Genomic DNA, 25,933 nt, shown 5'->3' with positions numbered 1-25,933 from the left:
GAATCGTCATTCTATATAAAATATTGACCATACAGCTTAATTGAGTTCATTTCTTACTATATAGAAAATTCATTGATGTGCATTCAGGCCTGAAGGGATAGGTAAATCCGCTACTGGATGACATTCCAGTCTTTTACGGAGAGTCCACTATCTGGCTAGCTGTAATCAACCATAAGTCGGCGATTTAAGAGGTCGTTGTTTATGATTCAAGATGCTAGTTCGTTCACCATCATTAAATTTTATTTTAAGGTGGTGATTTTTATAATTAACATTTGAGATTCAGTTACGAATACATCCATAAACAAACTGATAGTGACTAAGGTTTTGTTTTATATCATATTTATGATTCAAACTATTTCCTTGAGTCATAGATTGAATCATAAAAACACTCATTAAGCGGTACTATTGAGACATAAGAATGGAGAATCAAGCATGGTAAATCCGTCTGCATATTCTTCACCCTCTGATCAGAAAAGCACAGCAATAATAGTCGGTGGTGGACCAACAGGCTCACTAACCGCCTTATATTTAGCTCAGATGGGTTGGCATGTATCTGTTTATGAGCGGCGCAGTGTTATTGCCGAAACTTCAAGTACTCGTCGCTCGTTCAATATTGTGCTCAACAGGCGAGCACTCAATGGATTGGAAGAAGTGGGGGTTCAGCTATCACCAGAAAAAGTCGTATCTATTCAAGGTGGTATTCGACACACTGTTAAACAAGCAAAGTTAAGCCAGGGATTTCGAGACTCGATTTCAATCGATCGTTTTACGCTAGCTCAATCTTTAATTTCAGACGGGAAAAATCGTTATCCTGACAAAATTAATTATTATTTTAATCAAAAACTATTGCAGATCAATATCCAAGAAAAAACTGCGGTTTTTCAAGCAGAATCCAAACAACATGAGGAGACATTTGATCTACTAGTGGGCGCAGGTGGCGTCTTTAGTACGGTTAGAGCTGCAATGGAATCTCAGATTGAGGAATTTACAGTTCGGCAGAACACAGACAATATGTTGTACAAAATCTGTGATTTAGGATTAGTCGAAAATTTCTCCGGAGCGACAAAAGAGTGGGAAAACCGCTTTCATACCTGGCCTGGTACTCAGCCTGTTACCCTGCTTGCACCCCCCAAGATTGATGGAACACTCAATGGGGTTTTGATTTTGCCCCAAGAGGGAGAGATAACCTTCGATAAACTGCAAACTGAAGAAGACATATGCACCTTATTTAAAGAGAAATTCCCAAATATCTTCCCTAATCTTGATCAAGCAGGTTTACCCTCTCACTTCGCCCAAGATTTACTATCGCAAAAAGCTGCCAATGGTGGGATAACGACTGTCTGCAATCAGCTCGTCGGCAGTGACTGTATTGTTCTGCTGGGAGATGCCGCCCATTCAGTGTGGCCATCCTTAGGACAAGGGTGTAATACGGCCCTTGAAAGTTGTCGAGTTTTTGCAAACACCTTGGCCCAATCTAATGGGAACCTCTCTGTTGCTTTGCCCACATTTAGTCAGATACGGAAGCCCGATGTGGATGCGATCGCTCAACTTTCTGAAATTGGGTTTGGTGGCAATAAACGAGCAACGAGCACGCTTTTTATCGCTAAAGTATTGATACTTATGCTTCTGCATAAGCTTTTGCCAAAGTGGTTTCACAAATATGCTCTCCTTCAACTAGGAGATGCTAATGTCCCTTATTCTAAAATTTGGCAACAATCTCAGAAGCAGGAGAAACAGCTACTTGTCTTATTAGCCGTTGTTATTGCCATCGGTCCAGTCATTTGGTTGGCGCTGCAGATCAGTTGAGGAATTATGATTCTTTCTCGCCTATTCTCATATTTTTAAGCTAAAGAATAGTTTTCGATTATCACGAAAAATCGTCATTTTAGATTTTATCTAGCCAGATTAAAGTAGGGATCAGTGCAAGCATAAGATCGTTTTCTGATAAGCGGTGAAATTCATCTCGGAAGTGGTGAATGTAATGGCCCAATTTGAGGTCGTGAATCCATTGCGCAAATAGACTGGGCGACGCGCACTTGTTGAGGCTCAATCGGGGAATGGTTATGGACCTGAGCCATGATATTCCGACCTATTGTTAGACAATAACCAACAACAGTTCGAACGATATATCGTAAGCTTTGAGAATGCCATCCAGCCCAAGCATTAAAACTCAGACAAACCAGAGCAATAGTGAACAGAATATAGGTGGGAGCCATAACCACACCGATCATCAACCAGGACAGATCATGCAGCGCCAGCAGTACCGCAGCTAGACTGGCGACGCCAATATTAAAGTGGACGGAGCGCGGAGAATGGTTCCGACTGACCTGAACAACGGTGAAGGCCGTGGCGAAGATATTGATGGGAACTAAGGATGCACAAATTCCAACACAGTGGCATCGGGAGAAGTCAAGGAGAGCGTTAAGACTAAGCATGTTCCCCGTTCTATCATGTTTAGAGGGTAGATGTTGCTAATTTAGAAAGCTAGGCAATAATACTTAATGCTGCTCTAATCCCTGTATTTATCAATTTCGGCGAGGTAAACTCTGATGAGTTCGTCCCCAACTTTAGGTCCCATCCATCCCCTCGTACCCGCTGGAGAGGATCTAGAACCTGCGATCGCATTCTACGAACAGAAACTCGGTTTCAACGTCATCCACCGCGAAGGTGATCCGCTTCGACTGGCGATTGTGCAACGGGATACGGCTGTTCTCTATCTGTGCAAAAACAGCTACCAAAATTTGGGCAGTCCTACCAGCCTCAGGATTCAGGTCAATAATATCGAGCAACTCTATGCTGAATACCAAGCGAGGGATAAGAGTATTGTCCAAGAGCATCTAGAACAAAAACGCTGGGGACCCAAAGAATTTGTTGTCTATGACCCAGTTGGCGGCTGCTTAACGTTTTTTGCCATGCCTTGATCCGGCTTTGCCTAAGTTGGTTAGAAATTAGGCAGCAATCGCAGCAGATTGAGGCCAGCGACCTACAGCATTGCCAATCGTAGCTAATTCCTGAGTTAAAACTGCAAACTGATCAGGGGTGAGTGACTGAGGACCATCCGATAATGCCTTAGCAGGGTTAGGGTGAACCTCAATCATCAAAGAATCGGTTCCTACTGCGATCGCAGCTTTTGCTAATGCCGGAACATATTCAGCCCAGCCCGTTCCATGACTGGGATCAACCATAATAGGTAAATGTGTCAGCGATCTCAGCACCGCTACCGCTGCCAGATCCAGCGTATTGCGTAAATGCTGCCGATCAAAGGTGCGAATGCCTCGTTCACACAAAATGACCTGAGAATTCCCGGCAGCCAGGATATATTCTGCAGCCATCAGCCATTCCTCAATCGTGGCAGATAGTCCTCGCTTTAATAACACCGGCTTAGATTGAGCCCCAGCGGCCTTCAGCAAAGGAAAGTTCTGCATATTCCGAGCCCCGATCTGAACCACATCGGCAACCTCAGCCACCTTCTCCAAATCTGCCGTATCCATCACCTCGGTAATAATGCCCAAGCCAGAGGCATCACGAGCCGCAGCCAATAGGCCCAGAGCACTCTCTCCATGTCCTTGGAAGGCATAGGGAGAAGTACGGGGCTTATAGGCTCCGCCACGCAAAAAAGAGGCCCCAGCAGCAGCAACCCGCTGGGCCGTCTCCACAATCATGGCTTCATTTTCAACAGAACAGGGGCCTGCCACTAAAACAATCGGATCGCTTTCTCCAAAAAACACGGGTCCCTTGGGGGTTGACACTGCAACACGGCTGGATGCGCCATGTCGAAATTCTCGACTAACCCGTTTATAGGGCTTACCCACTCGCAAGACTGATTCAATCCAGGGGCTCAAGTCCCGAATCCGATCGGGATCTAACGCTGCCGTTTCGCCCACCAACCCAATAACGACATTGTGTTGACCGACAATTTTCTCTGGCGTTAACCCCCAATCTCGCATTTCTTGGTCCAAGGACTGGATCTCCGGCTCGGGGGTGCCATTTTTGAAAACGATGATCATAAGGTTTACTCCTTACGAATTAGCTGACTCCTCTTGAGACTCAGTAGCTTCCGTTGTCGATGGGGGTGTCTCTGCTTTAGCAGACGCCTGTTTTGCCTTGGCCTTGCCTTCTGTTTTGGCCTTGCCTTCCGTTTTAGCTTGTTCTTCCTTGAGGCGTTGCCGCTCTGCCTTCTGCACGCGACGACGGTCTTGGATGCGGCCTAGGTTCAATCTAAACTCGCTAATGCCAAGCGGTGATCCCTTAATTTCCTCATCCCAAGAGGCGGAAATAATCCCATAACTCACCCCAACCAGACCTAAGATTAAAAAGGTAATACTGGCAAACAACACTAGCGTGCCGGGAAACTCCGCCCATCCTTGCTCAGTGACAAAATAACTGGCAGGGATGGTCAGAAAAGCCAACAGGGTGGGAATACCCGAAAAAATTCCCACTCGTCGAATCATGCGGTTGCTGACAACTTTAGGAATAACAGCGGAGGGATCAGCTCGCTTCTTCCCTTTGGCCTTTTTCTGCTTTTTCTTCGACTTAGGAGCTTTTGCAGATAGTTTGGGGGCAGACTTTGCTTTCTTCTTATTCTCAGACGCCGAAGCATCAGCTAAGTCTAAGCCAAAGCCTGATTTGCTGTTTGTGTTATTACCGTCAGGTTTAGAAGCCATGGGAGTAAAGTACCGTTAACCCCGAATACCTAAGCGTTGAATCAGCTCACGGTAATGGGCTGGATCTTTTTTCATGATATAGGTCAACAGGCGCTTACGCTGACCAATCATTTTCAGAAGACCCCGACGAGAAGAATGGTCTTTTTTGTTGGTCTTGAGGTGTTCACTCAGCTTACTGATCCGCTCAGTCAGCATGGCAACTTGAACATCTGCAGAGCCTGTATCAGTCTCGTGCACTTGATAGGCTTCAATAAGTTCCTGTTTTTTTTCTTGTAACAAAGCCATACGTGATCCGTGTTTTCTCAAAACGCTAATTCTATCATAATGACATCTCATTCCCTGTTCTTTGTTGCTAAACGTACGTTCTCCTTTAGAACCGTTTAGACTAGAAGGATAAAGAATTCTTAAGGGGCTAATGACGGTTCAGGACAAGCTGCAAAAACTGCAAACCCTCTTCGCTCAAATGGAACGTGCTCTGATTGCCTATTCAGGGGGCATCGACAGTACCTTAGTGGCAAAAGTTGCTTTTGATGTGTTGGGAGATCAAGCGCTTGCCACGACCGCCAATTCCCCCTCCCTTCTGCCTGAAGATTTGGAAGATGCTCAGGTGCAGGCCGCCGACATTGGGATTCCCCATCGCGTTGTCGCCACTCACGAAATGGATAATCCCCATTACACAGCTAATCCTGTTAATCGGTGTTATTTCTGTAAAAGTGAACTCTATGACACCCTAAAACCCTTAGCCGCAGAATGGGGATATGCCTATGTGGTGGATGGGGTAAATGCGGATGATCTGCACGATTATCGTCCGGGGATTCAAGCGGCGAAGGAGCGGGGCACGCGATCGCCTTTGGCAGAGATCGGTATTACTAAGCTAGAAGTGCGAGAAATTTCTAGGCTATTGTGTTTGCCCTGGTGGGACAAGCCTGCACAACCTTGTCTCAGTTCTCGTTTTCCCTATGGGGAAGCAATTACGGTGGAGAAGCTACGGCGAGTTGGACAAGCAGAACGGTATCTTCGTGATTTGGGCTGGTCGACATTGAGGGTGCGATCGCAAGCCGATACAGCGCGGATTGAACTTCCTGCTGCTGAGATCACGGCCTTTGTCCAAAAGACCAATCTCGCCCAACTAGTAACAGCATTTAAGAACTATGGCTTCACCTATATCACCCTCGACCTTGAGGGATTTGTGAGTGGCAAGCTCAATCAGGACCTCTCCTTACTGTCATCATTGCCCTGAGATAGCGTTACCTTTGACTACCCGCAAAAAACGTCGTGCCATCGGAGGATGGGTTACTTGTGCCCCTACGTCGACAGGGGGATTGCGGGGATCATCTTGAACTCTTATGCAAGAAGTCTACCCCCTCAAGGATGTAGGCCAAGTCTATCAACATAAGCTAGTATTGACAGCAATAGCATGCTGAATGCAGCTCAAGAGGGATAAGGACTTAGATGTAAATGTGCTGATGGATATCAATCATTAGATGATACCTATCCTTGTTTCAAGAAAGATTTAGGTGTCTTTTTGATGGCTTGTTTAACGCTATCTTGTATCCACACTTAGAATGCCTCAGCATCATGTAATAGAGACAGAGAGCAGCTGGCATAAGTGAGCAAGCAAAATACTAATTAAATGGATGCATTACTGACACTTTGTTCTGACAGTATTGTCCTATGAGCCTTCTCCAAAGAATGAGTCTTTCAACTCAGCCTCGAATAACAAATATCCTCATACTAAATAATGATTAAAAAAGTTACAGATGGCGATCGACTTCTTGCTCTAATCGTATCCCATCATTTTCATGAATCAGGGATTCATTTTTTTACCCCTGATCAACTTTCTCAGCAACTAGCCTATATGCATCATCCCACCGGAAAGCATATTAAGCCACATGTCCATAATCCAGTTCCTCGTCAAGTGGAATATACCCAAGAAGTCCTATTTATTCGTAAAGGGAAGTTACGAGTGGACTTCTATAACGACCAGCAACAGTATCTTAATAGTTACATCCTAGAAGCAGGAGATGTCATTCTTCTAGTGACCGGTGGGCATGGATTTGAAGTGCTCGAAGAAGTTGAGATGTTCGAAGTCAAGCAAGGTCCTTACGTGGGCGAGGAAGATAAAACACGATTTACTGGCATTGCTGCTGAACAAGTTACTATGATGGATTTAGGGGATAGCTGATGGCGTTTGTTCCAGTTAATGAACCTCTTCTCAATGGCAATGAGAAAAAGTATCTAAATGAGTGTATCGATACTAAGTGGATTTCTTCAGAAGGTCCTTTCGTTAAACAATTTGAACAGCAATTTGCTGAGCAAATGGGGAGGAAGCATGGCATTGCTGTTTGCAACGGTTCTGTTGCCATAGACGTTGCCCTTGCTGCGCTCAAAATCGGTCATGGGGATGAAGTGATACTTCCCTCATTCACCATCATTTCCTGTGCCGCTGCGATTGTGCGGGCAGGTGCGACACCCGTAGTTGTAGACTGCTGCCCTGCAACTTGGAATATGGATGTCAGCCAAATTGAAGCCAAGATTACCGACAACACAAAGGCCATCATGGTTGTTCATATTTATGGATTACCTGTGGATATGCAACCACTGATGGAATTAGCGAATAAATATGGGCTATATATTATTGAAGATGCCGCTGAAATGCATGGCCAGACTTATAATGGAGCCCCTTGTGGTAGTTTCGGTGCGATTAGTACATTTAGCTTTTATCCCAATAAACACCTCACCACAGGGGAAGGTGGAATGGTACTGACCAATGATGAGACATTGGCTGATCGTTCTAGATCTCTGAGAAATTTATGCTTCCAACCGCAGAAACGATTTGTTCACCTGGAGTTAGGGTGGAATTATCGGATGACCAATATGCAAGCTGCGTTGGGATTGGCACAACTAGAACAAATAGATACGTTTATCGCTCGCAAACGCCATATGGGGGAAGTCTATAATCGCCTATTGGCAGAGATTCCTGGACTTCAGCTACCTGTCCCTAAAACTGATTATGCAACCAATATATATTGGGTCTATGGCATTGTTTTAGAGGACAATGTTCCCTTTGATGCCCAGGAAGCGATGAAACGTCTAGCAGCTCATGAAATTGGGACGAGACCCTTCTTCTGGCCGATGCATCTTCAACCTGTCTTCCAAGAGATGGGACTATTCGATCAGGTGTCCTGTCCCATCTCAGAAAAGATTGCCCGCCGTGGTTTCTATATTCCCAGCGGACTCGCATTAACTGACCTACAGATGCAACAAGTCGCTCATGCTTTGCAAGACGTTATGCGATAGTCATCTATCTTGAACCCTTTTTATCCCAGCACCCAACAAATTATCATGGGTGCTCGGCTACTCTAATTGAAGCAACTCTATTGAATGGGACCAATGCTTGGGAAACTTGCTTTTATTCACTATCCTCATGGGCCTAAAAATGCACGGCTTGAAACGATGCCATTTGCCCTGAATACGGTTATGTCTTTAGCCAAAATGGGTTGGGCCGTTGATTTATACCTTTGGGAAAAACCTTTATGGGGAAGACCTATTGCAGACTATAGAGATTTACTGCCTCAAAACGTCTCTATCCAATTCTTTACTGAATCGCGATTTGGCCTGACTGGACGCTATTTGGAGCGCTGGTTAAGATCTCGATTTAAGCAAAGGAAAGACTATCATTGTGTATTGGGTTTGGGGCAAAAAGGTGCATTCATTGGCAACGTGCTGGCTAAAGCGAATGAATGTCCGTTGATCCAGGTGGTTGATGAGTTTCCCAGCAATTGGCCACAGACCATGTGGACCACTTTAGAACAAGAAGCTGCCCAAAAGGCAGCCATGATTGTAGTGCCTGATCCTCAGCAATACCCATTAATTTCTGAAGAACTAGGCCTGTCTCAAACGACGCCTTATGCAACGCTTCCCAACATAGCTGCTATTCAGCCTTGTGCTCACGATATTGATTGGCATCTCAGATTCAAGCTTCCTAAGGATTCTATTCCATTTCTTTATGCAGGCACTGTCGATACATGGGCTCGTGTGCCAGAGATTCTTTCGTCTGTGGCTGACTGGCCTGAACCTGCAGTACTTATTGTCCATAGCCGCTCTAAGGGGGAAGTTGACGCTTTCCGACAAAGATATTCTCATCTGGAAAATCACCGGATTTATTGGAGTGATCAGGTTTTGTCCCAAGATGAATTGAATTCACTGGTCGCCTATTGTGAAGGGAGCTTTGCACTTTATCATAATTCTGGCCCACATATTGAATATGTGGGTTTCTCCTCTGGCAAACTGATGCGTAGTCTGGCCTGTGGCTCTCCAGTTATTGCATCTCAACTCTCCTCTTTTAGCTTTATAGAAAAAGAAAATTTGGGTATTTTAATAGAGGGGGGCTCTGAGATTCCGTCAGCAATCCATACACTAATGGGTAAGCAGTCGGAGTATCGAGAGCGATGCCTGAACTTTTGTCAGACCAAAGCTTCCTTTGAGGCTTACTGGCCCAAGTTCTATGAGCAACTGATTCAAATGACGGGTAATCAACTTGAATCATAGATTTGTCCTAGCTTGGCCATTGGTTTGAATCGCGTAGTGTCTCACTTCCTTGCCTGCCTGGTAGTGCGCTAGGAATTCACCGTTAGATGATCAAAAGTAGTGCTGCAAACTGAGATTCTATTTGTATTCTAGTCTGATCGTATCGTTGAGTTGAGGCTTGAAAATTGGTGCATGCCTCCATGTTTTGCAGTTTAAGATTTTTGCTAGCTAAACAAACAGCTTAATTGGGGATTTTACTACAACTGAAGTGACTGAGATCACCCTTGGCAAATTTGCTCTATGGAACAATGAAGTTTAATGCCTCTAGGACGGAGGCTGACAGATTTGACCTTATAATATTTATAAATAATCACGTATGGAAGCTGAATAATCCCAAAATCAACATATTTAAGAATGATAGAACTGATTTTAGATTAAAAGCTCGTAATTTTATCCTATTTCGTTATATAGTGGTTGTTTAAGGTGGTTTTCGCTCGATCTTGTCTAACCACTAAATATCTGTACAACATAGGTTCTTCAAAAGCTGGCTTTTATTCTCTTGATAAGAATATAAAAAGATCAATTATTTAGGCAAACTAATTGGGTTGAATACTATAGAGGTTTAAGGCTGACGGAACCAGATGTTTTGTTCTAAGCTTTGTAGAGTAAAAACTCTCTCTATAGAAGATGGTCTCTTGGCCATCACAAGGACATTATCAAGTCTTAAATGCATCTATATAAGTTGGGGAAGTTAACATGAGCTACACTTCAGAATCTGACCATGCAACTAGCAAACTTTTTCATCCTCTTTTAGGCCAAAAACAGCAGTCTCCTCCCCCTCAAACCCTAGAGTTTAAGGCTCAAGTTAGCGTTAATAAGCCAGGTTTTTTAGCACATCATTGTGTTTATGATGTTGCGATCTTACCCGCAACTGCTTATGTGGAGATGGTGTTAGCGCTAGGACACACTGAGTTCGGGATCAAGAACTGGACGATTGAGAACATTAGTATCCAACAGGCTTTAATTCTACGAGAGAACACTCAGCACGATGTTCAGCTCACCCTGACATCTGGTGAAGACAATCGCTCTACCTTTCAGATTTTGAGTGAGGTAACGGGTGGGCAGCCTGGAGAATCGTCCCCCATTTTTCATTCATCTGGCTCCTTGGTGGCTCTCCATCAACCCTCAGACTCTAGTCATAATATTCCTGTAGTAGAACTGACGTCTTCGCTGCAGATCAGCGCCGTAGATGCTTTTTACCAGGACTGTGAAGATCGAGGGATTATGTATGGTCCTTGTTTTCAGGTGGTTGAGCAGCTTTGGCGACGGGATGGCAAAGCTTTAGGTCAGATTAAACTCCCCGCTGACTTGCTAGCGAACGCGTCGGACTATATCGTTCATCCTGTGCTGTTGGATAGTTGCTTTCAAGTACTCTGGGCTGCTTTACCCGAGGCAGTTAAAGGGGAAACTTATTTGCCGGTAGGAATTGAGCAGCTGAATGTGATTGGCGATTTTCCCGAGGTAGCGGGTTCTCTATGGAGTTATGCTCAACTCCATGCGTCACAAGAGTCTCGTCCACAAACGATGACGGCTGATCTATACCTATGCGATCCGCAGGGAACTGTTGTAGTCGAAGCCAAGGGGGTTGTGATTGAGCATGCCCACCATGAGGCTTTGCTGGGGAGTCTGCGCCAAAGACAAACGCTTGCCATTTCTTCGACCTACACGGCTGAGCCTGTTGAGGATGCTTTGGCCTTTTGGATGCAAGAATTAGATCTGCCTTTCCAGATCCAATTTGCCCCTTACAATCAAGTATTTCAAGAGTTGTTGAATCCCTCTAGCTTACTGTCCAGTAATCACGAGGGTGTCAATGCTGTATTAGTGCGCTTAGAAGATTGGAATCAGGGGGAATCGTCGCTACAACTAAAAGTAAGTCCTGCTGAAAAAGAGCGTTATCTCGCTGAACGTGCTCATTTTCAGTTGCCAAATCGAGTTGAGGTTGCCCATCTCAATCCCTATGAAACGGAATATTTGTACAAAGAAATTTTCATCGATCAAGTTTATCAAAAGCATGGCGTAGTCTTGCAAGATGGAGACTGTGTTGTGGATATTGGGGCGAATATTGGCCTATTTACATTATTTGTCCAACAACAATGTCCCAACGGCACTGTGTATGCTTTTGAACCTGCGCCTCATGCCTTCGATAAGCTTCAGTGTAATGCAACACTATACGGCCAAAATACGCACCTGTTTAATTGTGGTTTAGGAGGAAGCGATAGCGTTGAGACCTTTACCTTCTACCCCAATTCCTCGGTGTTTTCTAGCTTTGCTGCTGATTCCCTGGAGGATGAGCAAGCGATTCGCGCTGTGATTCTCAATATGCTGCAGCGGGATCAGGCTATGACCGAGAGCGAAATTGATGCTTTGGCGGATGAGTTTTTAAAGGATCGGCTCAATAAAGAAACGTATCAGGCTCAGTTGCGGACCCTATCTAGCATTATTGAAGAACATCAGATTGGGAAAATTGATCTCCTAAAGCTAGATGCAGAGAAAAGCGAGTTGCCAGTTTTGCAAGGGATCAAAGAGGAGCATTGGCCGATTATTCAACAAATGGTGGTGGAGGTCCACGATCAAGAGGGCAGCATTATTGAGGCCGTTAAAACACTATTACGGACCAAAGGCTTTGAGCTAATTATCGATGAAGAGGATATGCTCCAAAGTTCTGGACTCTATAATATTTATGCCATCCGTCCTGAAGCCAGAAGAACGCCAGTAGCTGTAAAGAATGAAGTTAATACTGGAAAAATCGAGAAAAATATCCAGGATCTCTGTGATTCTCTTAGAAGCGCAGCAGGACGATCTTCAACGCCTCATATCGTTTGTATTTGTCCTAACTCACCCGATGCGATCGCAGATCCAACCGTTCATTCTATTTATCAGCAGATGGAGACAAAGCTAGTTAGCGAAGTTGAGCAGATAGAAGGTATCTATAGCTTAACCAGTTCCATGCTGAGTACGCTCTACCCAGTCTCTTCTTACTATGATCCGCATGGACATCAGTTTGGTCATGTTCCTTATACTTCAGCATTCTTTGCCGCTTTAGGTACTGCCCTGGCCCGCAAGGTTTACGCCATTCAGCATCCCTCCTATAAAGTGATTGCCTTAGATTGTGATGGCACCCTTTGGCAAGGGGTTTGTGGTGAAGATGGAGCACAAGGCATCGAAATATCACCGTCTTACCAATTTCTGCAAGCGTTTATGGTGGCTCAACAGGAAGCAGGAATGTTGCTATGCCTGTGTAGCAAGAATTCTGAAGCGGATGTCTGGGCCGTCTTTGATGCTCGTTCAGATATGCCTCTCAAACGGGATCATCTGGTTCAATCCAAAGTGAACTGGTCGTCTAAGTCTGACAATATTAAAGCGTTGGCTGCTGAGCTGAATCTGGGGCTGGATAGCTTTATTTTTATTGATGATAATCCTATTGAATGTGCGGAAGTACAGACAAACTGCCCACAGGTACTAACGTTACAGCTTCCCACTAATGCGGATGACATTCCCCATTTCCTTAAACATGTTTGGGCCTTTGACCATCTGCAGACTACAAAAGAGGACCAGCAGCGTACCGTTCTCTATCAGCAGGAAGTGCAGCGAGAGCACTTTCGCCAAGGAACGTTGACCTTTAGTGATTTTCTGGCTGGTTTAGAGTTGAAGGTTGATATTGGACCCATGACGGCTCAACAGCTGTCTCGGGTTTCTCAGCTGACCCATCGAACCAATCAGTTCAATTTCACGACGATTCGACGCTCTGAAACGGAGATTCAGCAGTTACTGGCCTCCAATCAATATGAGTGTCTAACGGTGCAGGTGAGCGATCGGTTTGGTGAATATGGACTGGTCGGGGCTGTCCTGTTCAGCACCGATGGAACCAAACTGCAGGTCGACACCTTCTTGTTGAGCTGCCGTACGTTGGGCAGAGGGGTTGAGTACCAAATGCTTGCTCAATTAGGTGCGATTGCCCAATCGAGAGGTTTAGCTTCTGTTGAAGTCCTCTATAAACCTACGCCCAAAAACCAACCCGCTATGGATTTCCTCAATAGAGTGGGGACTGAGGTTAAACACCCAGTGGGCAATGACTGGCAATTTACCTTTGATTCTGCGATCGCAGCACAACTGGCCTTTACACCGACTGAACGCGCGCCAGAACAAGAGGCGTCTTCCTCCTCAGCTCCTAAGCGATCGGTGCTGACATCAACAGTGACTCAGGTTGATTCCAACACCATTCATCGTATTGCAACACAATTCAACAACCCAGAAGAAATCCTTCAGGTCGTCGAAGCCCAAAGACACCGAGATCGGCCTGATCTGAACGAGCCATTTGTGCCCCCCAGTAATGACTTTGAAGCTGAACTTGCCAAAATTTGGTCTGAAGTTTTAGGTCTGGATCAAGTGGGGGTTCATGATAATTTCTTTGAATTAGGGGGACGATCATTGCTGATGGTGCAAGTGCATACTAAATTGCAAGAGAAATTTGCCAGCAATATTTCACCGGTCGATTTATTTAAATATCCAACGATTCATGCTCTGGCCAACCAATTAAGAGAAGGGCAAGGCGAGCAACCGTCCATGAATCTGCCGACTCAAACAGCTGATCAACGAGCCCAACGCAAGCGAGAGGCTCGCAATAGGCGACAACAGCAAAGACAATCACGTCGACGCTAAACGCTTTGACGAATGAAGGGAGACGTTATCATGTGACTATCGTCGAATATATCTGCAAATCAGACGACAATTAATCCAAATTTTGCTGGAATAAGGCTTCCTAGAATAGTACGGAGAGGGTGAATAATGGATGATGGGGTAAAGTACGACTCCATGGAGGGAATCGCTATTATCGGTGTAGACGGCCGCTTCCCAGGTGCTGCAACAGTCGAAAAATTTTGGCAAAATTTATGTGATGGTACTGAATCCATTGCGTTCTTCTCAGATGAAGAACTCACAGCCGCAGGAGTTCCGCCAGAGACACTCAATCATCCGAATTACATCAAAGCAGGATCGGTTCTATCAGATGTGGATCTATTTGATGCGTCCTTCTTCGGTTTTTCTCCGAGAGAAGCGCAGTCGATGGACCCTCAACATCGACTATTACTGCAATGTGCTTGGGGGGCGCTTGAAAATGCCGGCTACAATAGTGAGACTTATGACGGTAGAGTTGGCGTCTATACAGGGTCTAGCCTGAGTACATACCTACGACATAATCTGCTGCCAAATCAAGACTTTCTCAACCGCACAGGCGAGTTACAGATCGAGATTGGTAATGACAAGGATTTTGTCCCCACTCGGATCTCATACAAAATGAATTTGAAGGGGCCAAGCGTTTGTATTAATACGGCTTGTTCATCTTCGTTAGTTGCTGTACACATTGCTTGCCAAGGGTTGTTGGATGAAGAGTGTGATATGGCTTTGGCGGGTGGCGTTACGATTCAGATCCCCCAAACTCAAGGATATTGGTATCAAGAAGATGGAATTGCATCTCCAGACGGACATTGTCGCCCTTTTGATGCCAAAGCCCAAGGAACGATCTTCGGTAGTGGTCTGGGAATTGTTGTCTTAAAACGCTTAGAGGATGCCTTGGCGGATCAGGATCACATTTATGCTGTGATCAAAGGTTCAGCGATCAATAATGATGGCTCTCTTAAGGTGGGGTACACTGCTCCCAGTGTTGATGGCCAGGCAGAAGCAATTGCAGAAGCTTATGCGATCGCAGATATCGAACCAGAAACCGTTTCCTATATTGAGGCTCATGGAACAGCGACAGGAATGGGAGATCCCATTGAAGTGGCTGCTCTTAACCAAGTTTTTCAAGCTCAAACCGACAAAACAGAGTTTTGTGCCATCGGGTCCGTTAAAGGTAATATTGGTCACCTCAACCGCGCTGCAGGTATTATCGGCCTGATTAAAACGACTTTAGCTCTAAAGCATCAGCAGATTCCCCCAAGTCTGCATTTCGAGCAATCCAATCCTCAAATCAACTTTGGCCAAAGCCCGTTTTATGTCAATACCCAACTTCAAGACTGGCAAGTAGAAGGAAGTCCAAGACGTGCAGGTGTCAGCTCCTTTGGGATTGGTGGTACCAATGCTCATGCAGTTCTAGAAGAAGCACCCACATTATCGCCCTCCCAGCCCTCTCTCAGACCTTGGCAACTCCTCGTTTTATCTGCCAAAACTAAAACTGCCCTGAATGCGGCAACCCAAAATTTAGCCCTCCATTTTCAGCAAAATCCTGATATTAATCTGGCAGATACCGCATTTACCCTGCAGGTTGGGCGGCAAGCCTTTACCCACCGACGAATGCTGGTGGTTGAGACTGCTTCCCAGGCGATCGAATCGCTGGACACACTCAATCCACAATGGGGCAGTACCTCCTCAAAACCCCCTAAGCATCGTCCTATTGTCTTTATGTTTTCTGGGCAAGGGGCACAGTACGTCAACATGGCTCAGCAGCTTTACCAAACTGAGTCCATCTTTCGTTCGCAAGTCGATCAGTGTGCCGAGATTCTAAAACCGCTTCTGGATCTAGATCTTCGCCAACTTCTTTATCCAGCTCCCTCTCAAATCGATGCCGCAACTGCCCAGTTAAAACAGACGGGGATCACTCAACCCGCTCTCTTTGTCATTGAATATGCCTTGGCACAGTTATGGATGGCTTGGGGAATTCAACCTCAGGCGATGATTGGACATAGTATTGGTGAATACGTAGCCGCTTGTATTGCCGGTGTCTTTACTCTAGAAGATGCCTTAGCCTTGGTGGCGGCTAGAGGCAAAATGATGCAAGCTTTGCCATCAGGGTCACTTCTAGCAGTATTTCTGCCTGAGCAAGAGGTTCGTTCTCTACTAACGTCTGAACTGTCCTTGGCTGCTAACAACGCGCCATCCATTTCTGCAGTGTCCGGTCCCAACGAAGCCATTGATGCCTTAGAGCAAAGATTACACCAACAGGAAATCGATTGCCGACGCCTCCATACCTCCCATGCATTCCACTCCCAGATGATGGATCCTATCCTAGATGGGTTTACTGCGCAGGTGGGTAAAGTTGCCTTAAATCCCCCCCAGATTCCCTATATTTCCAATGTGACGGGAACATGGATTTCAGCAGCAGAGGCAACCGATCCGTCCTATTGGGCTCAACATCTACGACAAGCGGTGCGGTTTTCTGGAGGGGTTCAAGAATTACTCCAAGATCCAGATCGAATCTTATTAGAAGTTGGTCCAGGACAAACATTAAAGTCTTTAGCCAAGCAGCAACCTGATGCTGCAGGACGATTTATTCTGTCTTCTGTTCGTCATCCGAAGGAAGAAATGTCAGATGTGGCGTTTCAGCTTAAGACCTTAGGAGAACTTTGGTTAGCAGGAGTTGACGTTGACTGGTCTAGCTTTTACCGCGAGGAAAAACGATATCGTATCCCCCTCCCCACCTATCCCTTCGACCAACAAAGACACTGGGTTGAACCCACCTCTCAATCCGCTTCACTTTCAGAAAGTAATGTCCAGGCTTTGATATCCAAGTTATTGGATGTAGGGGAAATACAAACTACGGACCAACCCCTCACCCAAGCAGAGAAATTTTCTGAGCAATTGACACGGTTATTAGCCCAAGCCGGTCAATTCTCGACTGAGGAAATGACCTTATTGCCCAAAGTGCTAGAAGTACTAGCTGCACAGCATCAACAGTCCCCCTCAACGCAAGATTGGTTCTATCAGGTCCAGTGGCAACCCAAGCCACGCCAACTTCAGTTACCTAAGTCCACGACTCACCAACAGTCACCAGGGAGTTGGCTTATTTTTTCTGACCAGGGTGGCATCAGTTCCGCTTTAGCCAGTCGTTTAGATAGCTTCGGACAACAGTGTATTTTTGTCGTTCCTACAGATACTTATCAAAGTATCGATCAAAATACATGGGGGATTAATCCCACTCGACCTACCCATTTTGGGCAGCTACTGCAAGAAGTTGCTAGAACGCACCACGGAAAACCACTACAAGGCATTATTCATTTGTGGAGTATTGATGCTGCCACAAATGAGGTTCTAGATAGTGCTGCCTTGGATCAAGCTCAATCCCACAGTTGTGGCAGCATACTGCATTTGGTTCAAGCCCTTAACCAACAGAATAGTAAAGCAACACCTAAGCTTTGGCTGATGACCCAGAATGCGGTGCCCGTCGTAGGTAATCAGCAAATAGCTGTTGCACAAGCCCCTGTGTGGGGACTGTGCAAAACCATTGCTTTAGAGCATCCAGAAATCTGGGGGGGCATATTTGATGTGTCCTCAGACTCATCCCCCCCATCACAGAACGTGGCAACAGCAGAAATTGAAGCTGTATTAGCAGAGATTTTGCATCCAGATGAAGAGGAATATGTGGCCCATCGAAATGGCCAGCGTTATGTGCCTCGACTGGTTCGCCATCACCAGCCTGAGCAAAATACTAGCCCCTTGGATGGCAACAGTACTTATTTGATTACAGGTGGTTTAGGGGCTTTAGGGCTTAAGGTTGCCCGCTGGATGGTTGATCAAGGTGCCCGACATTTAGTGCTTCTTGGACGAAAAGGTCCTTCGGACAAAGCAAAGGAAAGTGTTGCAGCTCTCGAAGAATTAGGAACTACAGTGAAGGTGATTCAAGCAGATGTTACGCAAGAAACGGAGCTAGCTCAGGTCTTCACAACGATGAAGACATCTATGCCAGCTTTGCGAGGCATTGTTCATACTGCAGGGATTCAGGATGATGGAGTATTACTCCAGCAAGATTGGGAACGATTCACCCAAGTCACAGCGCCCAAAGTAAGAGGGGCTTGGGCACTTCATACCCTATCGAAAGATATACCTTTAGATTTCTTTGTGTGTTTTTCTTCAATTGCTTCGGTACTTGGGGCCGTCGGCAAAGGAAGTTATGGTGCGGCCAATACTTTCTTAGACGCTTTAGCTCATTATCGACAGGGGCTGGAGTTGCCGAGTTTGAGTATTAACTGGGGACCTTGGGCAGATGTTGGTATGGCAACAGCACTCAAGTCTCATGACCAAGACCTTCTAGACAAACTAGGGTTCAACACAATTCCTCCAGACATTGGAGTGCAAGCGTTAGCAGATCTATTAAGTCAGACGTCTACTTGCCAGATGGGGTTCTGCTCCTTAGATTGGCCCAAATTTATCCAACAACACTTTTCTAGCGGCAAAATTCCTGGTTTTCTTTCTGAGCTAACCCAGCAAAATATGCAGGAGCACGCAGAAACACTTTCAGTTCAGGATGTAATGTCCGCTTCCCCTACAGAGCTTCCTCGAATGCTAGGAATCTACATTCACACTGAAGTTGCGAAACTATTAGGGATTGAATCTTCCAAACTAGATAAAGAATCATCATTGATAAATCTTGGCCTTGATTCAATGATGGCAATTCAATTAAGAAATACCTTAAAAGGGAATATGGGGGTCAATATACCCATGGTCCAATTTATGGAAGGACTGACGGTTAATGGTCTGACAGCACAGGCAGAAATGCAATTGCGAGAGGTATCTGCTCCAGCAGAAAGTCTATCTGAGCCAGATCAGTCCAGAGATAAACTTGACCACCAGAATCAGACGAGCCATAAATCTGAGGCAGAACAAGCATTGGAGAACCTAGAGCAACTTGCAGATGATGAAGTTGATTCTTTACTTAACTCTATGCTTTCTCAAGATAATCATTTGTAGAAGAACTCAATTTATATCCTTAAGCCATGACTCATCTGTCTGAATCAAAAGCGAGCCTTTCGACTGCAGAAAAACGCGCACTATTAGCCAAACTGCTTCGGGACAAAGTCAACCAAGAGAATCAAACTTACCCATTATCTTACAATCAAAAATCACTTTGGTATTTATACCAAAGTGATACTTCAAGCGCAGCTTATAATCTCGCTTTTTCTGCTCGCATTTGCTCTGATGTGGATACTTTTGCGTTAGAACGAGCATTTCAGTGTCTGATCGATCGTCATGCCATTTTACGAACAACTTATGCGACCGAGAATGGTGAAGCCATTCAGATTGTCCATAAAAAACAGCAAGTTAGCTTTGAGAAAATCGATAGCTCTAGCTGGACCTTTGATCAATTAAATCAGCAGGTAATTGAATCTTACCGCCAGCCTTTTGATTTGAAGAACGGGCCAGTTATTCGCGTTAATCTATTTTCGAGTTCAGCACAAGACCATATTCTTTTAGTTACAATTCACCATATTGCTTATGATGGATGGTCTCACTGGCTGATCCTGAATGAATTAAAAGCTTTTTATCTTGCCGAAGTTAACAATACACCTTCGACACTACCTGAGCTGAGCCAGCAATACAGTGATTATGCAGGTTGGCAAAGTAACATGTTGTCAGGGCCTGAAGGAGAGGAACTTTGGCAGTATTGGCAACAACAACTCGCTGGCAACTTGCCCATCTTAAATCTGCCAACGGACTATCCACGCCCTACTTTACTGACCTATGAAGGATCATCACATCTATTTAAAATCAATAAAGAACTAACTTCAAAACTCAAAGAGTTAGCACAGAGTGAAGGGGTAACGCTCTATACACTACTTGTTGCGGCTTTCCAGGTTCTTCTATACCGTTATACAGGTCAAGAAGACATCTTGATTGGAACACCAACATTAGGGCGAAATCAGATCGAGTTTTCAAAAACGGTTGGAGACTTTGTTAATCCTATCGTTATACGTGGATTCCTTGGCAATAATCCTAGGTTTACGGATTTTCTAGCTAATGTTCGCACGAACGTCCTGAATTCGTTAGATCATCAAGATTGTCCCTTCCCATTTTTAGTTGAACGGTTACGCCCTGATCGGGATCTGAGTAGTTCACCTATTTTCCAAGTACTGTTTAATTATTTAAAACCTCAAAACATTGGGGAAGTCACTTCACTGCTTATTCCGAATGATAAGATCACCCAGATTGAATGGGCTGGACTTAAACTAGAGTCTTTTCATATCGAACAACAAGTAGGCCAATTCGACTTAGATTTAGAGATTTTTGAAACTGAGGATGAATTGATTTCTGTTTTTAACTATAAAACAGACTTGTTTGTTCATTCTACAATCACTCGACTGTCAGAGAATTTTCAGACTTTGCTAACGGGTATTATTGCTGATCCTTGCGAGAATATTGCGAATCTATCTCTCTTGCCCCAACAGCAAAAAGATAAGCTTTTAGTAGAGTGGAACCAAACTCAAACAGCTGATGCTCAACAGGAATGCTATCATCAGCTGTTCGAGCGCCAGGCACTGCAAACCCCCGATGCAATTGCTGTTATTCATCGAGATCGGCAGTTAACCTATCAAGAACTGAATAGTAGAGCCAACCAACTGGCGCATTATCTCCGACATCGCGGCATTGATACTGATCAAATCGTTGGTATTTGTGTTGAGCGCTCTTTAGAGATGGCCATAGGGTTTTTAGGTATTTTTAAGGCTGGAGGTGCTTATTTACCTTTAGACCCCAAATATCCTAGTGAACGTCTAGCATTTATGATCGAGGATTCTCAAGCCCCTATTATCCTCACGCAAAAACATCTCCTGGAGACTTTACCTTCTCATAATGCTCAAGTTATTTGCCTTGACGAAGATTGGCCTTTAATTTCGGAGCAAAGTATCTCACCACTCTCTCACACCGTATCATCGGAAAATCTTGCCTATATTATTTATACTTCTGGTTCTACAGGAAAACCAAAAGGAGTCATGATTCCTCATAAGGGGTTAGTGAATCATAACTTGGCAATGGCTAAGCAATTTGGACTAACGGAAAATGACCGCGTTCTTCAATTTGCATCTATTAGCTTCGATATTGCTGTTGAGGAGCTCTTTCCCACCTGGCTAAGGGGTGCAACGATTATTTTGCGTCCAGAAGAGATTTTATCGTCTATCCCAGAGTTCTTAAAGTTTGTTCTCCAAGAACAGATCACCATCCTTAACTTTCCAACAGCCTTTTGGCATGAGTTAGTGAATGGGATGCAACAGTTACAACTTGATCTACCTCAAACCGTTCGCCTAGTGGTTGTTGGAGGGGAAAAAGCTTCAAGAGCTATCTACCAAACATGGGTAAAACGGGTTGGAGATCGCTGTCGTTGGTTGAACACCTATGGCCCCACTGAAACCTCTGTAACGGCTACAGCCTATGAGCCAGGTATTGAGCTAGAGAGCGATAGTCGTATGACCGAAATTCCTATCGGTCGTCCCATTGATAATGTTCAGATTTATGTTCTGGATCAGCAGTTACAACCCGTTCCCATCGGTGTTCCAGGAGAACTCCATATTGGAGGGGCAGGCGTTGCACGCGGGTATCTCAATCGCCCAGCGCTATCAGATGAGAAATTTATCCCTCATCCCTTCAGTCATGACTCGGAGGCAAAGCTGTATAAAACAGGGGACCTAGTTTACTATCGACCCGATGGAAATATCATGTTCCTCGGTCGTGGAGATGACCAAATAAAAATCCGAGGGTTTCGGATTGAACTTGGGGAAATTGAATCAGCGTTGGAGCAACATCCAGATATAAGAGAAGCAGTAATTTTAGCTCATGAGGATCAGCCTGGTGACAAGCGCCTAGTGGCTTATCTCGCTGCTGACCCAAAACAATTGAGCACGAAGGATATACGTCGTTACCTCAAGGAACGATTACCTATTTACATGGTTCCTTCTGCTTTTGTCATGCTTGAGGTATTACCCCTTACGCCGAATGGCAAAGTAGATCGACGCTCTTTACCCGCACCTGATTTTTCGCGTGTTGAGCAAGAAGAAACTTTTGTAGCTCCTCGTAGTGAAACGGAGCAACAGCTAGCTAAAATCTGGTGTAATGTGCTTCGAATAAAAGAGATTGGTATTCATGATAATTTTTTCGATTTAGGTGGGAATTCACTCCTAGCTGTGAGTCTATTTCAGGAAATAGAGCAGAAGTTAAGTGTAAGTTTGCCTCTCTCTTCTCTTTTGCAAAATCCAACGATAGAACAACTTGCCCATACGATTTGTCAAGATGAAGATTCTACAATTTGGTCTTCTTTAGTACCTATTCATACAAACGGGACTAAGCCTCCTTTGTTTTGCATTCATGGTGGAGGCTTTAATGTGTTGATTTACCATGACTTAGCAAAGCATCTAGGATCAGATTATCCTGTGTATGGCATTCAAGCCCAGGGGTTAGATGGATCCACCGTTCTTCATGGCAGTTATGAGGAGATGGCTGCAGACTATATTCGGCATCTCCAAACTGTTCAGCCTGAAGGTCCTTATTTTCTATCAGGGGTCTCATCTGGTGGCGTGATTGCTTTAGAAATGGCTCAACAACTCCATGCCCAGGGTCATAAAGTTGCACTGGTCGCGATGTTTGACACTTCTGGCCCTGATAATGAGGGTAAAGTGCTTGACCCCATTCCTAGATTCTTTTCTGTCCTGAAGTACGTACTGAACTATACCCTCCCCCGATTTATCAATAAACGAATGCAGGTTGGGCCAACAGCCTTAGTACGTGATGCCATCCAAGAATTCCAAAAGCTTCTTAAGAAAAAAAGCTCTGAGCAAGCGAGTGAAGAAGTGGTGAATCTCCCCTTTGAAGAGGATATTAGTAATTCCATCAAAGTGCTTCCCCGCGAAATGAATAAGCTGGAAGGCTGGGTCCATCATTTTCATTTATGGGTGTTAAGGCGCTCTCAATTAGCTTATGCTGCGCCAGAAGTTGAAGTATTGGGACGAGGCGGTTCTTTTTCAGAGGTTGCCGAGAAGCTGAAAGCTTCCCACTACAAGGCTTGGATAGATTACGAATGTAAACCTTACCCTGGTACTATTACGATCTTCAAAGCCCATGAACAACTTCCTGGTTTTTATGTTGATCCTCAGATGGGTTGGGGTAGCATTGCTCAGGATGGGGTAGAGATTTATTCAGTGCCAGGCTATCACGCCGATCTCGTAAAATCACCTATGCTTGCAGAAGGTATGCAAGCCTGTATCAACAAGGCCATCAATCATACTCATGCGAGTTAAACTGGGCTACTGGAAGTAGAAGGACGATTACAAACTTTTTCCGCAATGTGGACAGGTATTTTGGGGCAGTTTGGACTTGCGCCGTTCTAATTCTTCCGTAAATCCAGAGGCTAAAATCCCTGTGGGCAAGGCGAATAACCCAATTCCCAGAATAGAAATAAAACTCCCGAGAATTCGGCCTGCGGTGGTAACTGGATAGATATCCCCATAGCCTACGGTGGTTAGGGTTGCAACTCCCCACCACATCGTGGCGGGGATACTGGCGAAGGCTTCTGGCTGGGCATCATGTTCAATGAAATACATTAAGGTTGAGGCCAGCCACAACAGTCCCAAAACACCGACCAAGGTGACCAGCAACTCATCTCGTTTGGATTTGAGAATATTACCTAACACCTGAAAGGACTGAAAGTATCGGCTAAGCTTAAACAACCGCAGCACTCTCAGTAGTCGAACAACGCGAATAAAGCGAATATCGATAGGAATCAATAAGGGCAGATAAAACGGAGCCAGGGCCGTCAAATCAATTAAGGCTAAGGGGGTAAACAGAAATTTGAGCCGTCCTAGTAGAGGGTGGCGAAACTCTGGGGCTGCGGTACAAGACCAGATTCGCAATAGGTATTCAATCGTAAAAATCGTGATACTGACGGTTTCACATACTTCAAAGTAAACCTGATACTGTGCGGTCAGCCCATCAACCGTTTCTAGGGTAATGACAGCCAGGTTGGCTAGAATCAGTACGAGGAGGCTGATATCAAAGAGTTGGCTAGCGCGATCGCCAACATCAGCCACTTCTAAAATTTCAAATACCCGTTGCCGGAATGAAGTTCTACGTTGATTCTTTCGATCCATACCCTTTCCTGACGCGTGCAGCCCGGTTCATCAGCATAGCCTAGCAGCTATTGAATTTTGGATTCGACATTGCCGGTCAGCCCATTAGCGCGCTTGGCAGATAAACAGCCGCTTGGCCGCACGGGTCACCGCAACATAAAGCAGCTGGTTGCGCTCTCTGATATTGCGGTTTCGCATCAGATTGGGCAGATCGACGAACACATTCTGAAAGGTAGATCCTTGGGACTTATGCACCGTTAAGGCGTAGCTGTAGTTTAAGTTGGCAAATCGCTGCTGTTTAAGCAGCCAAAAATCCTGCCATTGTTTGCCTTCTGCTAGACGTCTGAGTTCTTGTTGAAACCGCTGTTGCTCAGACTCATGTAAAACCGTAACTTCTGCTTCGAAGTTGGCATCAGTGACCACAAATAGTCGCCACACCCGCCAACCAGAGGAGTCATCTTCTTCGGCATCTTCTACCCAACATTCAGAGGAGGTGGGCATCAGAATTTCATCCTTACGCCGAAAGACGGGACTCATGGCGATCAGGCGTTCACCAGGGACAAACCGATAGGCATCCGCACCAAAAATGGCATTGCGAATTTGTTGGTTAAGATGGGCAACGCGTCGGTTGGTATAGGCCAAGGCCCGGACATAGTCGGAATCGTCCTGGCCTTTTTCGCTGGTAAAGGCCCGCAGGAGCTGTTTCGTCCAGTCTGTCTGTCGGAGGACGACGGTGCCTTCGGTTTTATCGTCGTTGAGATCGGTATGGAAGGTGGGCAGCTGATGGATGTCTAAATGACAACGGACGGATTCTGCTAATACCCCAATCGAGCTGCCATAACGCACTACTTCGGTCAGTTGAGCCTTATTGGAAATCTCCAGAAAGGTGGGGGAGGCGGGTTCATTAATGGGGGGAAGCTGAGCCACATCGCCCACAAACAAGAGCTGGGTGGTGAGGTGAAAGGCAGACAGCTCGGTTTGCAATAGCTCCCAAAGGTTGCGGTTGACCATTGAACATTCATCCACCACTACAAGGGCAAATTTGCCAAAGGAGCTTTCCTCATTGTGTTCAGGCACAAAGTCCTGCTCTCCTGTCTCTGGATCGATCTGTGGACGCAGCCCCAGAAGTTGACAGCAGGTGAGGCATTCTATGCTCAGTCCCCAGGAGGACACCATTTGGTTGAGGACTTTGGTGGCTTTGTTGGTAAAGGCGCTAAAGACGATGGCACGTCGGTCGCCCCGATCTTGTAACTGGGAAACAAAGGCTTGTAACAGGGTGGTTTTACCTGTGCCTGCATAGCCTTCTAAGACAAACAGTCTTTCTGGACTGTCCAAAAAATCATGGAGCTGTTCCAGGGCGGCTTGCTGATGGGTAGTAAGAGTGATGCCAGTTTTAGTTTTGACTGCCATTGGTCAGCAGTGTGAGGGAGGATTTTCACCATACTAATACTAATGCATTAGTTATTTGGGGACAGGTCGAAGGATAGTTAACGACCTAGACAGGATAATTCTCATACCAATTTCGTATGGAGATGAACTGTTTGCCCCAAATGATTGACCAAATTTCAATGCATTTGGCGATCTATACAGGTCATTTAGTTGGGTAATTGGTATCACTGCAGGTAGAGGCAGAAATCTTTCTTACCAATCCCGCACTGTTTTATGAGTGAAAACAAAGCCTCGGAGCAAGAAGTACTCGGCCATATCTCGGTAGTTAAGTTTGTCGCGTACTCGAAGTAGGAGTACCTGGAATACTATATCTACGTGAGTTCGACGCTAAACAATCGCGGCAGGGAGGGCCTTTAGCTCCTCAGGCGTCAGATCCAGAGCAGGCTTCATCGGGTGATACGAATAGGCAAT

At 45.3% G+C, this 25,933-nt stretch carries 15 protein-coding genes and 1 pseudogene; 9 read left to right on the top strand and 7 right to left on the bottom strand.

Annotation, left to right across the window (positions count from 1 at the left end; all coding sequences use genetic code 11):
* The first annotated feature begins 432 nt into the window (after window positions 1-432).
* Complete coding sequence (locus Q0986_RS14560) at window positions 433-1,806, top strand: NAD(P)/FAD-dependent oxidoreductase (RefSeq protein ID WP_299411550.1); 1,374 nt, start codon at window positions 433-435, stop codon at window positions 1,804-1,806.
* A gap of 152 nt (window positions 1,807-1,958) precedes the next feature.
* Here Q0986_RS14560 and Q0986_RS14555 read toward each other — a convergent pair whose 3' ends face one another.
* Window positions 1,959-2,435: a hypothetical protein gene (locus tag Q0986_RS14555; RefSeq protein ID WP_299411548.1), complete on the bottom strand. Its 477-nt coding sequence runs from the start codon at window positions 2,433-2,435 to the stop codon at window positions 1,959-1,961.
* 114 nt (window positions 2,436-2,549) lie between these two features.
* Here Q0986_RS14555 and Q0986_RS14550 point away from each other — a divergent pair, with 114 nt between their 5' ends.
* The gene (locus tag Q0986_RS14550; protein WP_299411546.1) at window positions 2,550-2,921 is read left to right on the top strand and encodes a VOC family protein; all 372 of its coding nucleotides are present in this window, start codon (window positions 2,550-2,552) and stop codon (window positions 2,919-2,921) included.
* Between the two features lie 27 nt (window positions 2,922-2,948).
* On the opposite strand, the gene aroF is transcribed toward Q0986_RS14550, so the two are convergent.
* Genes aroF through rpsO form a run of 3 tightly spaced genes read right to left on the bottom strand, consistent with a single transcriptional unit; the run spans window position 2,949 to window position 4,949 of the window.
* A complete protein-coding gene (aroF, locus tag Q0986_RS14545; RefSeq protein ID WP_299411544.1) occupies window positions 2,949-4,007 on the bottom strand; it encodes a 3-deoxy-7-phosphoheptulonate synthase in 1,059 nt (352 codons plus the stop codon).
* 12 nt (window positions 4,008-4,019) lie between these two features.
* Complete coding sequence (locus Q0986_RS14540) at window positions 4,020-4,664, bottom strand: PAM68 family protein (protein WP_299411542.1); 645 nt, start codon at window positions 4,662-4,664, stop codon at window positions 4,020-4,022.
* Window positions 4,665-4,679: 15 nt separating this feature from the next.
* Complete coding sequence (gene rpsO / locus Q0986_RS14535) at window positions 4,680-4,949, bottom strand: 30S ribosomal protein S15 (RefSeq protein ID WP_299411541.1); 270 nt, start codon at window positions 4,947-4,949, stop codon at window positions 4,680-4,682.
* Between the two features lie 130 nt (window positions 4,950-5,079).
* Between rpsO and larE the strand changes: the two genes are divergently transcribed.
* The 7 genes from larE to Q0986_RS14500 all read left to right on the top strand — a co-directional run bounded on the left by larE (window position 5,080) and on the right by Q0986_RS14500 (window position 23,245).
* Complete coding sequence (gene larE, locus Q0986_RS14530) at window positions 5,080-5,904, top strand: ATP-dependent sacrificial sulfur transferase LarE (RefSeq protein ID WP_299411539.1); 825 nt, start codon at window positions 5,080-5,082, stop codon at window positions 5,902-5,904.
* A 501-nt stretch (window positions 5,905-6,405) separates the two neighbouring features.
* Window positions 6,406-6,849 carry a hypothetical protein gene (locus tag Q0986_RS14525; protein ID WP_299411537.1) on the top strand — a complete coding sequence of 148 codons (444 nt, stop codon included), beginning with the start codon at window positions 6,406-6,408 and terminating at the stop codon, window positions 6,847-6,849.
* A complete protein-coding gene (locus Q0986_RS14520; protein WP_366918594.1) occupies window positions 6,846-7,964 on the top strand; it encodes a DegT/DnrJ/EryC1/StrS family aminotransferase in 1,119 nt (372 codons plus the stop codon). Before Q0986_RS14525 ends, Q0986_RS14520 begins: the two co-directional genes overlap by 4 nt.
* 156 nt (window positions 7,965-8,120) lie before the next feature.
* The gene (locus Q0986_RS14515) at window positions 8,121-9,215 is read left to right on the top strand and encodes a hypothetical protein (protein ID WP_299411533.1); all 1,095 of its coding nucleotides are present in this window, start codon (window positions 8,121-8,123) and stop codon (window positions 9,213-9,215) included.
* A 735-nt stretch (window positions 9,216-9,950) separates the two neighbouring features.
* Window positions 9,951-13,913 carry an FkbM family methyltransferase gene (locus tag Q0986_RS14510; RefSeq protein WP_299411531.1) on the top strand — a complete coding sequence of 1,321 codons (3,963 nt, stop codon included), beginning with the start codon at window positions 9,951-9,953 and terminating at the stop codon, window positions 13,911-13,913.
* Window positions 13,914-14,066: 153 nt separating this feature from the next.
* Window positions 14,067-18,932, top strand: a complete 4,866-nt coding sequence (locus Q0986_RS14505; RefSeq protein WP_299411529.1) for a type I polyketide synthase — start codon at window positions 14,067-14,069, stop codon at window positions 18,930-18,932.
* Between the two features lie 26 nt (window positions 18,933-18,958).
* Window positions 18,959-23,245, top strand: a complete 4,287-nt coding sequence (locus Q0986_RS14500) for an amino acid adenylation domain-containing protein (RefSeq protein WP_299411528.1) — start codon at window positions 18,959-18,961, stop codon at window positions 23,243-23,245.
* Window positions 23,246-23,272: 27 nt separating this feature from the next.
* Here the strand turns inward: Q0986_RS14500 and Q0986_RS14495 are convergent, their stop codons facing one another.
* From Q0986_RS14495 to Q0986_RS23010, 3 genes and pseudogenes are all read right to left on the bottom strand, one after another.
* A complete protein-coding gene (locus tag Q0986_RS14495; protein WP_299411526.1) occupies window positions 23,273-24,094 on the bottom strand; it encodes an ion transporter in 822 nt (273 codons plus the stop codon).
* 84 nt (window positions 24,095-24,178) lie between these two features.
* Window positions 24,179-25,483, bottom strand: a complete 1,305-nt coding sequence (locus tag Q0986_RS14490) for an AAA family ATPase (RefSeq protein WP_299411524.1) — start codon at window positions 25,481-25,483, stop codon at window positions 24,179-24,181.
* A gap of 234 nt (window positions 25,484-25,717) precedes the next feature.
* Window positions 25,718-25,834 (bottom strand): annotated as a pseudogene (locus tag Q0986_RS23010) (IS6 family transposase); the annotation flags it as partial.
* Between the last annotated feature and the right edge of the window lie 99 nt (window positions 25,835-25,933).

This window comes from Acaryochloris sp. IP29b_bin.148 (genome assembly GCF_028285565.1).
Lineage (GTDB): Bacteria > Cyanobacteriota > Cyanobacteriia > Thermosynechococcales > Thermosynechococcaceae > Acaryochloris.
This window is presented reverse-complemented; position numbering and strand designations above follow the sequence as displayed.

Bases quoted from the DNA above. Each gene is read 5' to 3' on its own strand.
- Q0986_RS14560 (WP_299411550.1), top strand. From the start codon at position 433: ATGGTAAATCCGTCTGCATATTCTTCACCCTCTGATCAGAAAAGCACA.
- Q0986_RS14555 (WP_299411548.1), bottom strand. From the start codon at position 2,435: ATGCTTAGTCTTAACGCTCTCCTTGACTTCTCCCGATGCCACTGTGTT.
- Q0986_RS14550 (WP_299411546.1), top strand. From the start codon at position 2,550: ATGAGTTCGTCCCCAACTTTAGGTCCCATCCATCCCCTCGTACCCGCT.
- aroF (WP_299411544.1), bottom strand. From the start codon at position 4,007: ATGATCATCGTTTTCAAAAATGGCACCCCCGAGCCGGAGATCCAGTCC.
- Q0986_RS14540 (WP_299411542.1), bottom strand. From the start codon at position 4,664: ATGGCTTCTAAACCTGACGGTAATAACACAAACAGCAAATCAGGCTTT.
- rpsO (WP_299411541.1), bottom strand. From the start codon at position 4,949: ATGGCTTTGTTACAAGAAAAAAAACAGGAACTTATTGAAGCCTATCAA.
- larE (WP_299411539.1), top strand. From the start codon at position 5,080: ATGACGGTTCAGGACAAGCTGCAAAAACTGCAAACCCTCTTCGCTCAA.
- Q0986_RS14525 (WP_299411537.1), top strand. From the start codon at position 6,406: ATGATTAAAAAAGTTACAGATGGCGATCGACTTCTTGCTCTAATCGTA.
- Q0986_RS14515 (WP_299411533.1), top strand. From the start codon at position 8,121: ATGCCATTTGCCCTGAATACGGTTATGTCTTTAGCCAAAATGGGTTGG.
- Q0986_RS14510 (WP_299411531.1), top strand. From the start codon at position 9,951: ATGAGCTACACTTCAGAATCTGACCATGCAACTAGCAAACTTTTTCAT.
- Q0986_RS14505 (WP_299411529.1), top strand. From the start codon at position 14,067: ATGGAGGGAATCGCTATTATCGGTGTAGACGGCCGCTTCCCAGGTGCT.
- Q0986_RS14500 (WP_299411528.1), top strand. From the start codon at position 18,959: ATGACTCATCTGTCTGAATCAAAAGCGAGCCTTTCGACTGCAGAAAAA.
- Q0986_RS14495 (WP_299411526.1), bottom strand. From the start codon at position 24,094: ATGGATCGAAAGAATCAACGTAGAACTTCATTCCGGCAACGGGTATTT.
- Q0986_RS14490 (WP_299411524.1), bottom strand. From the start codon at position 25,483: ATGGCAGTCAAAACTAAAACTGGCATCACTCTTACTACCCATCAGCAA.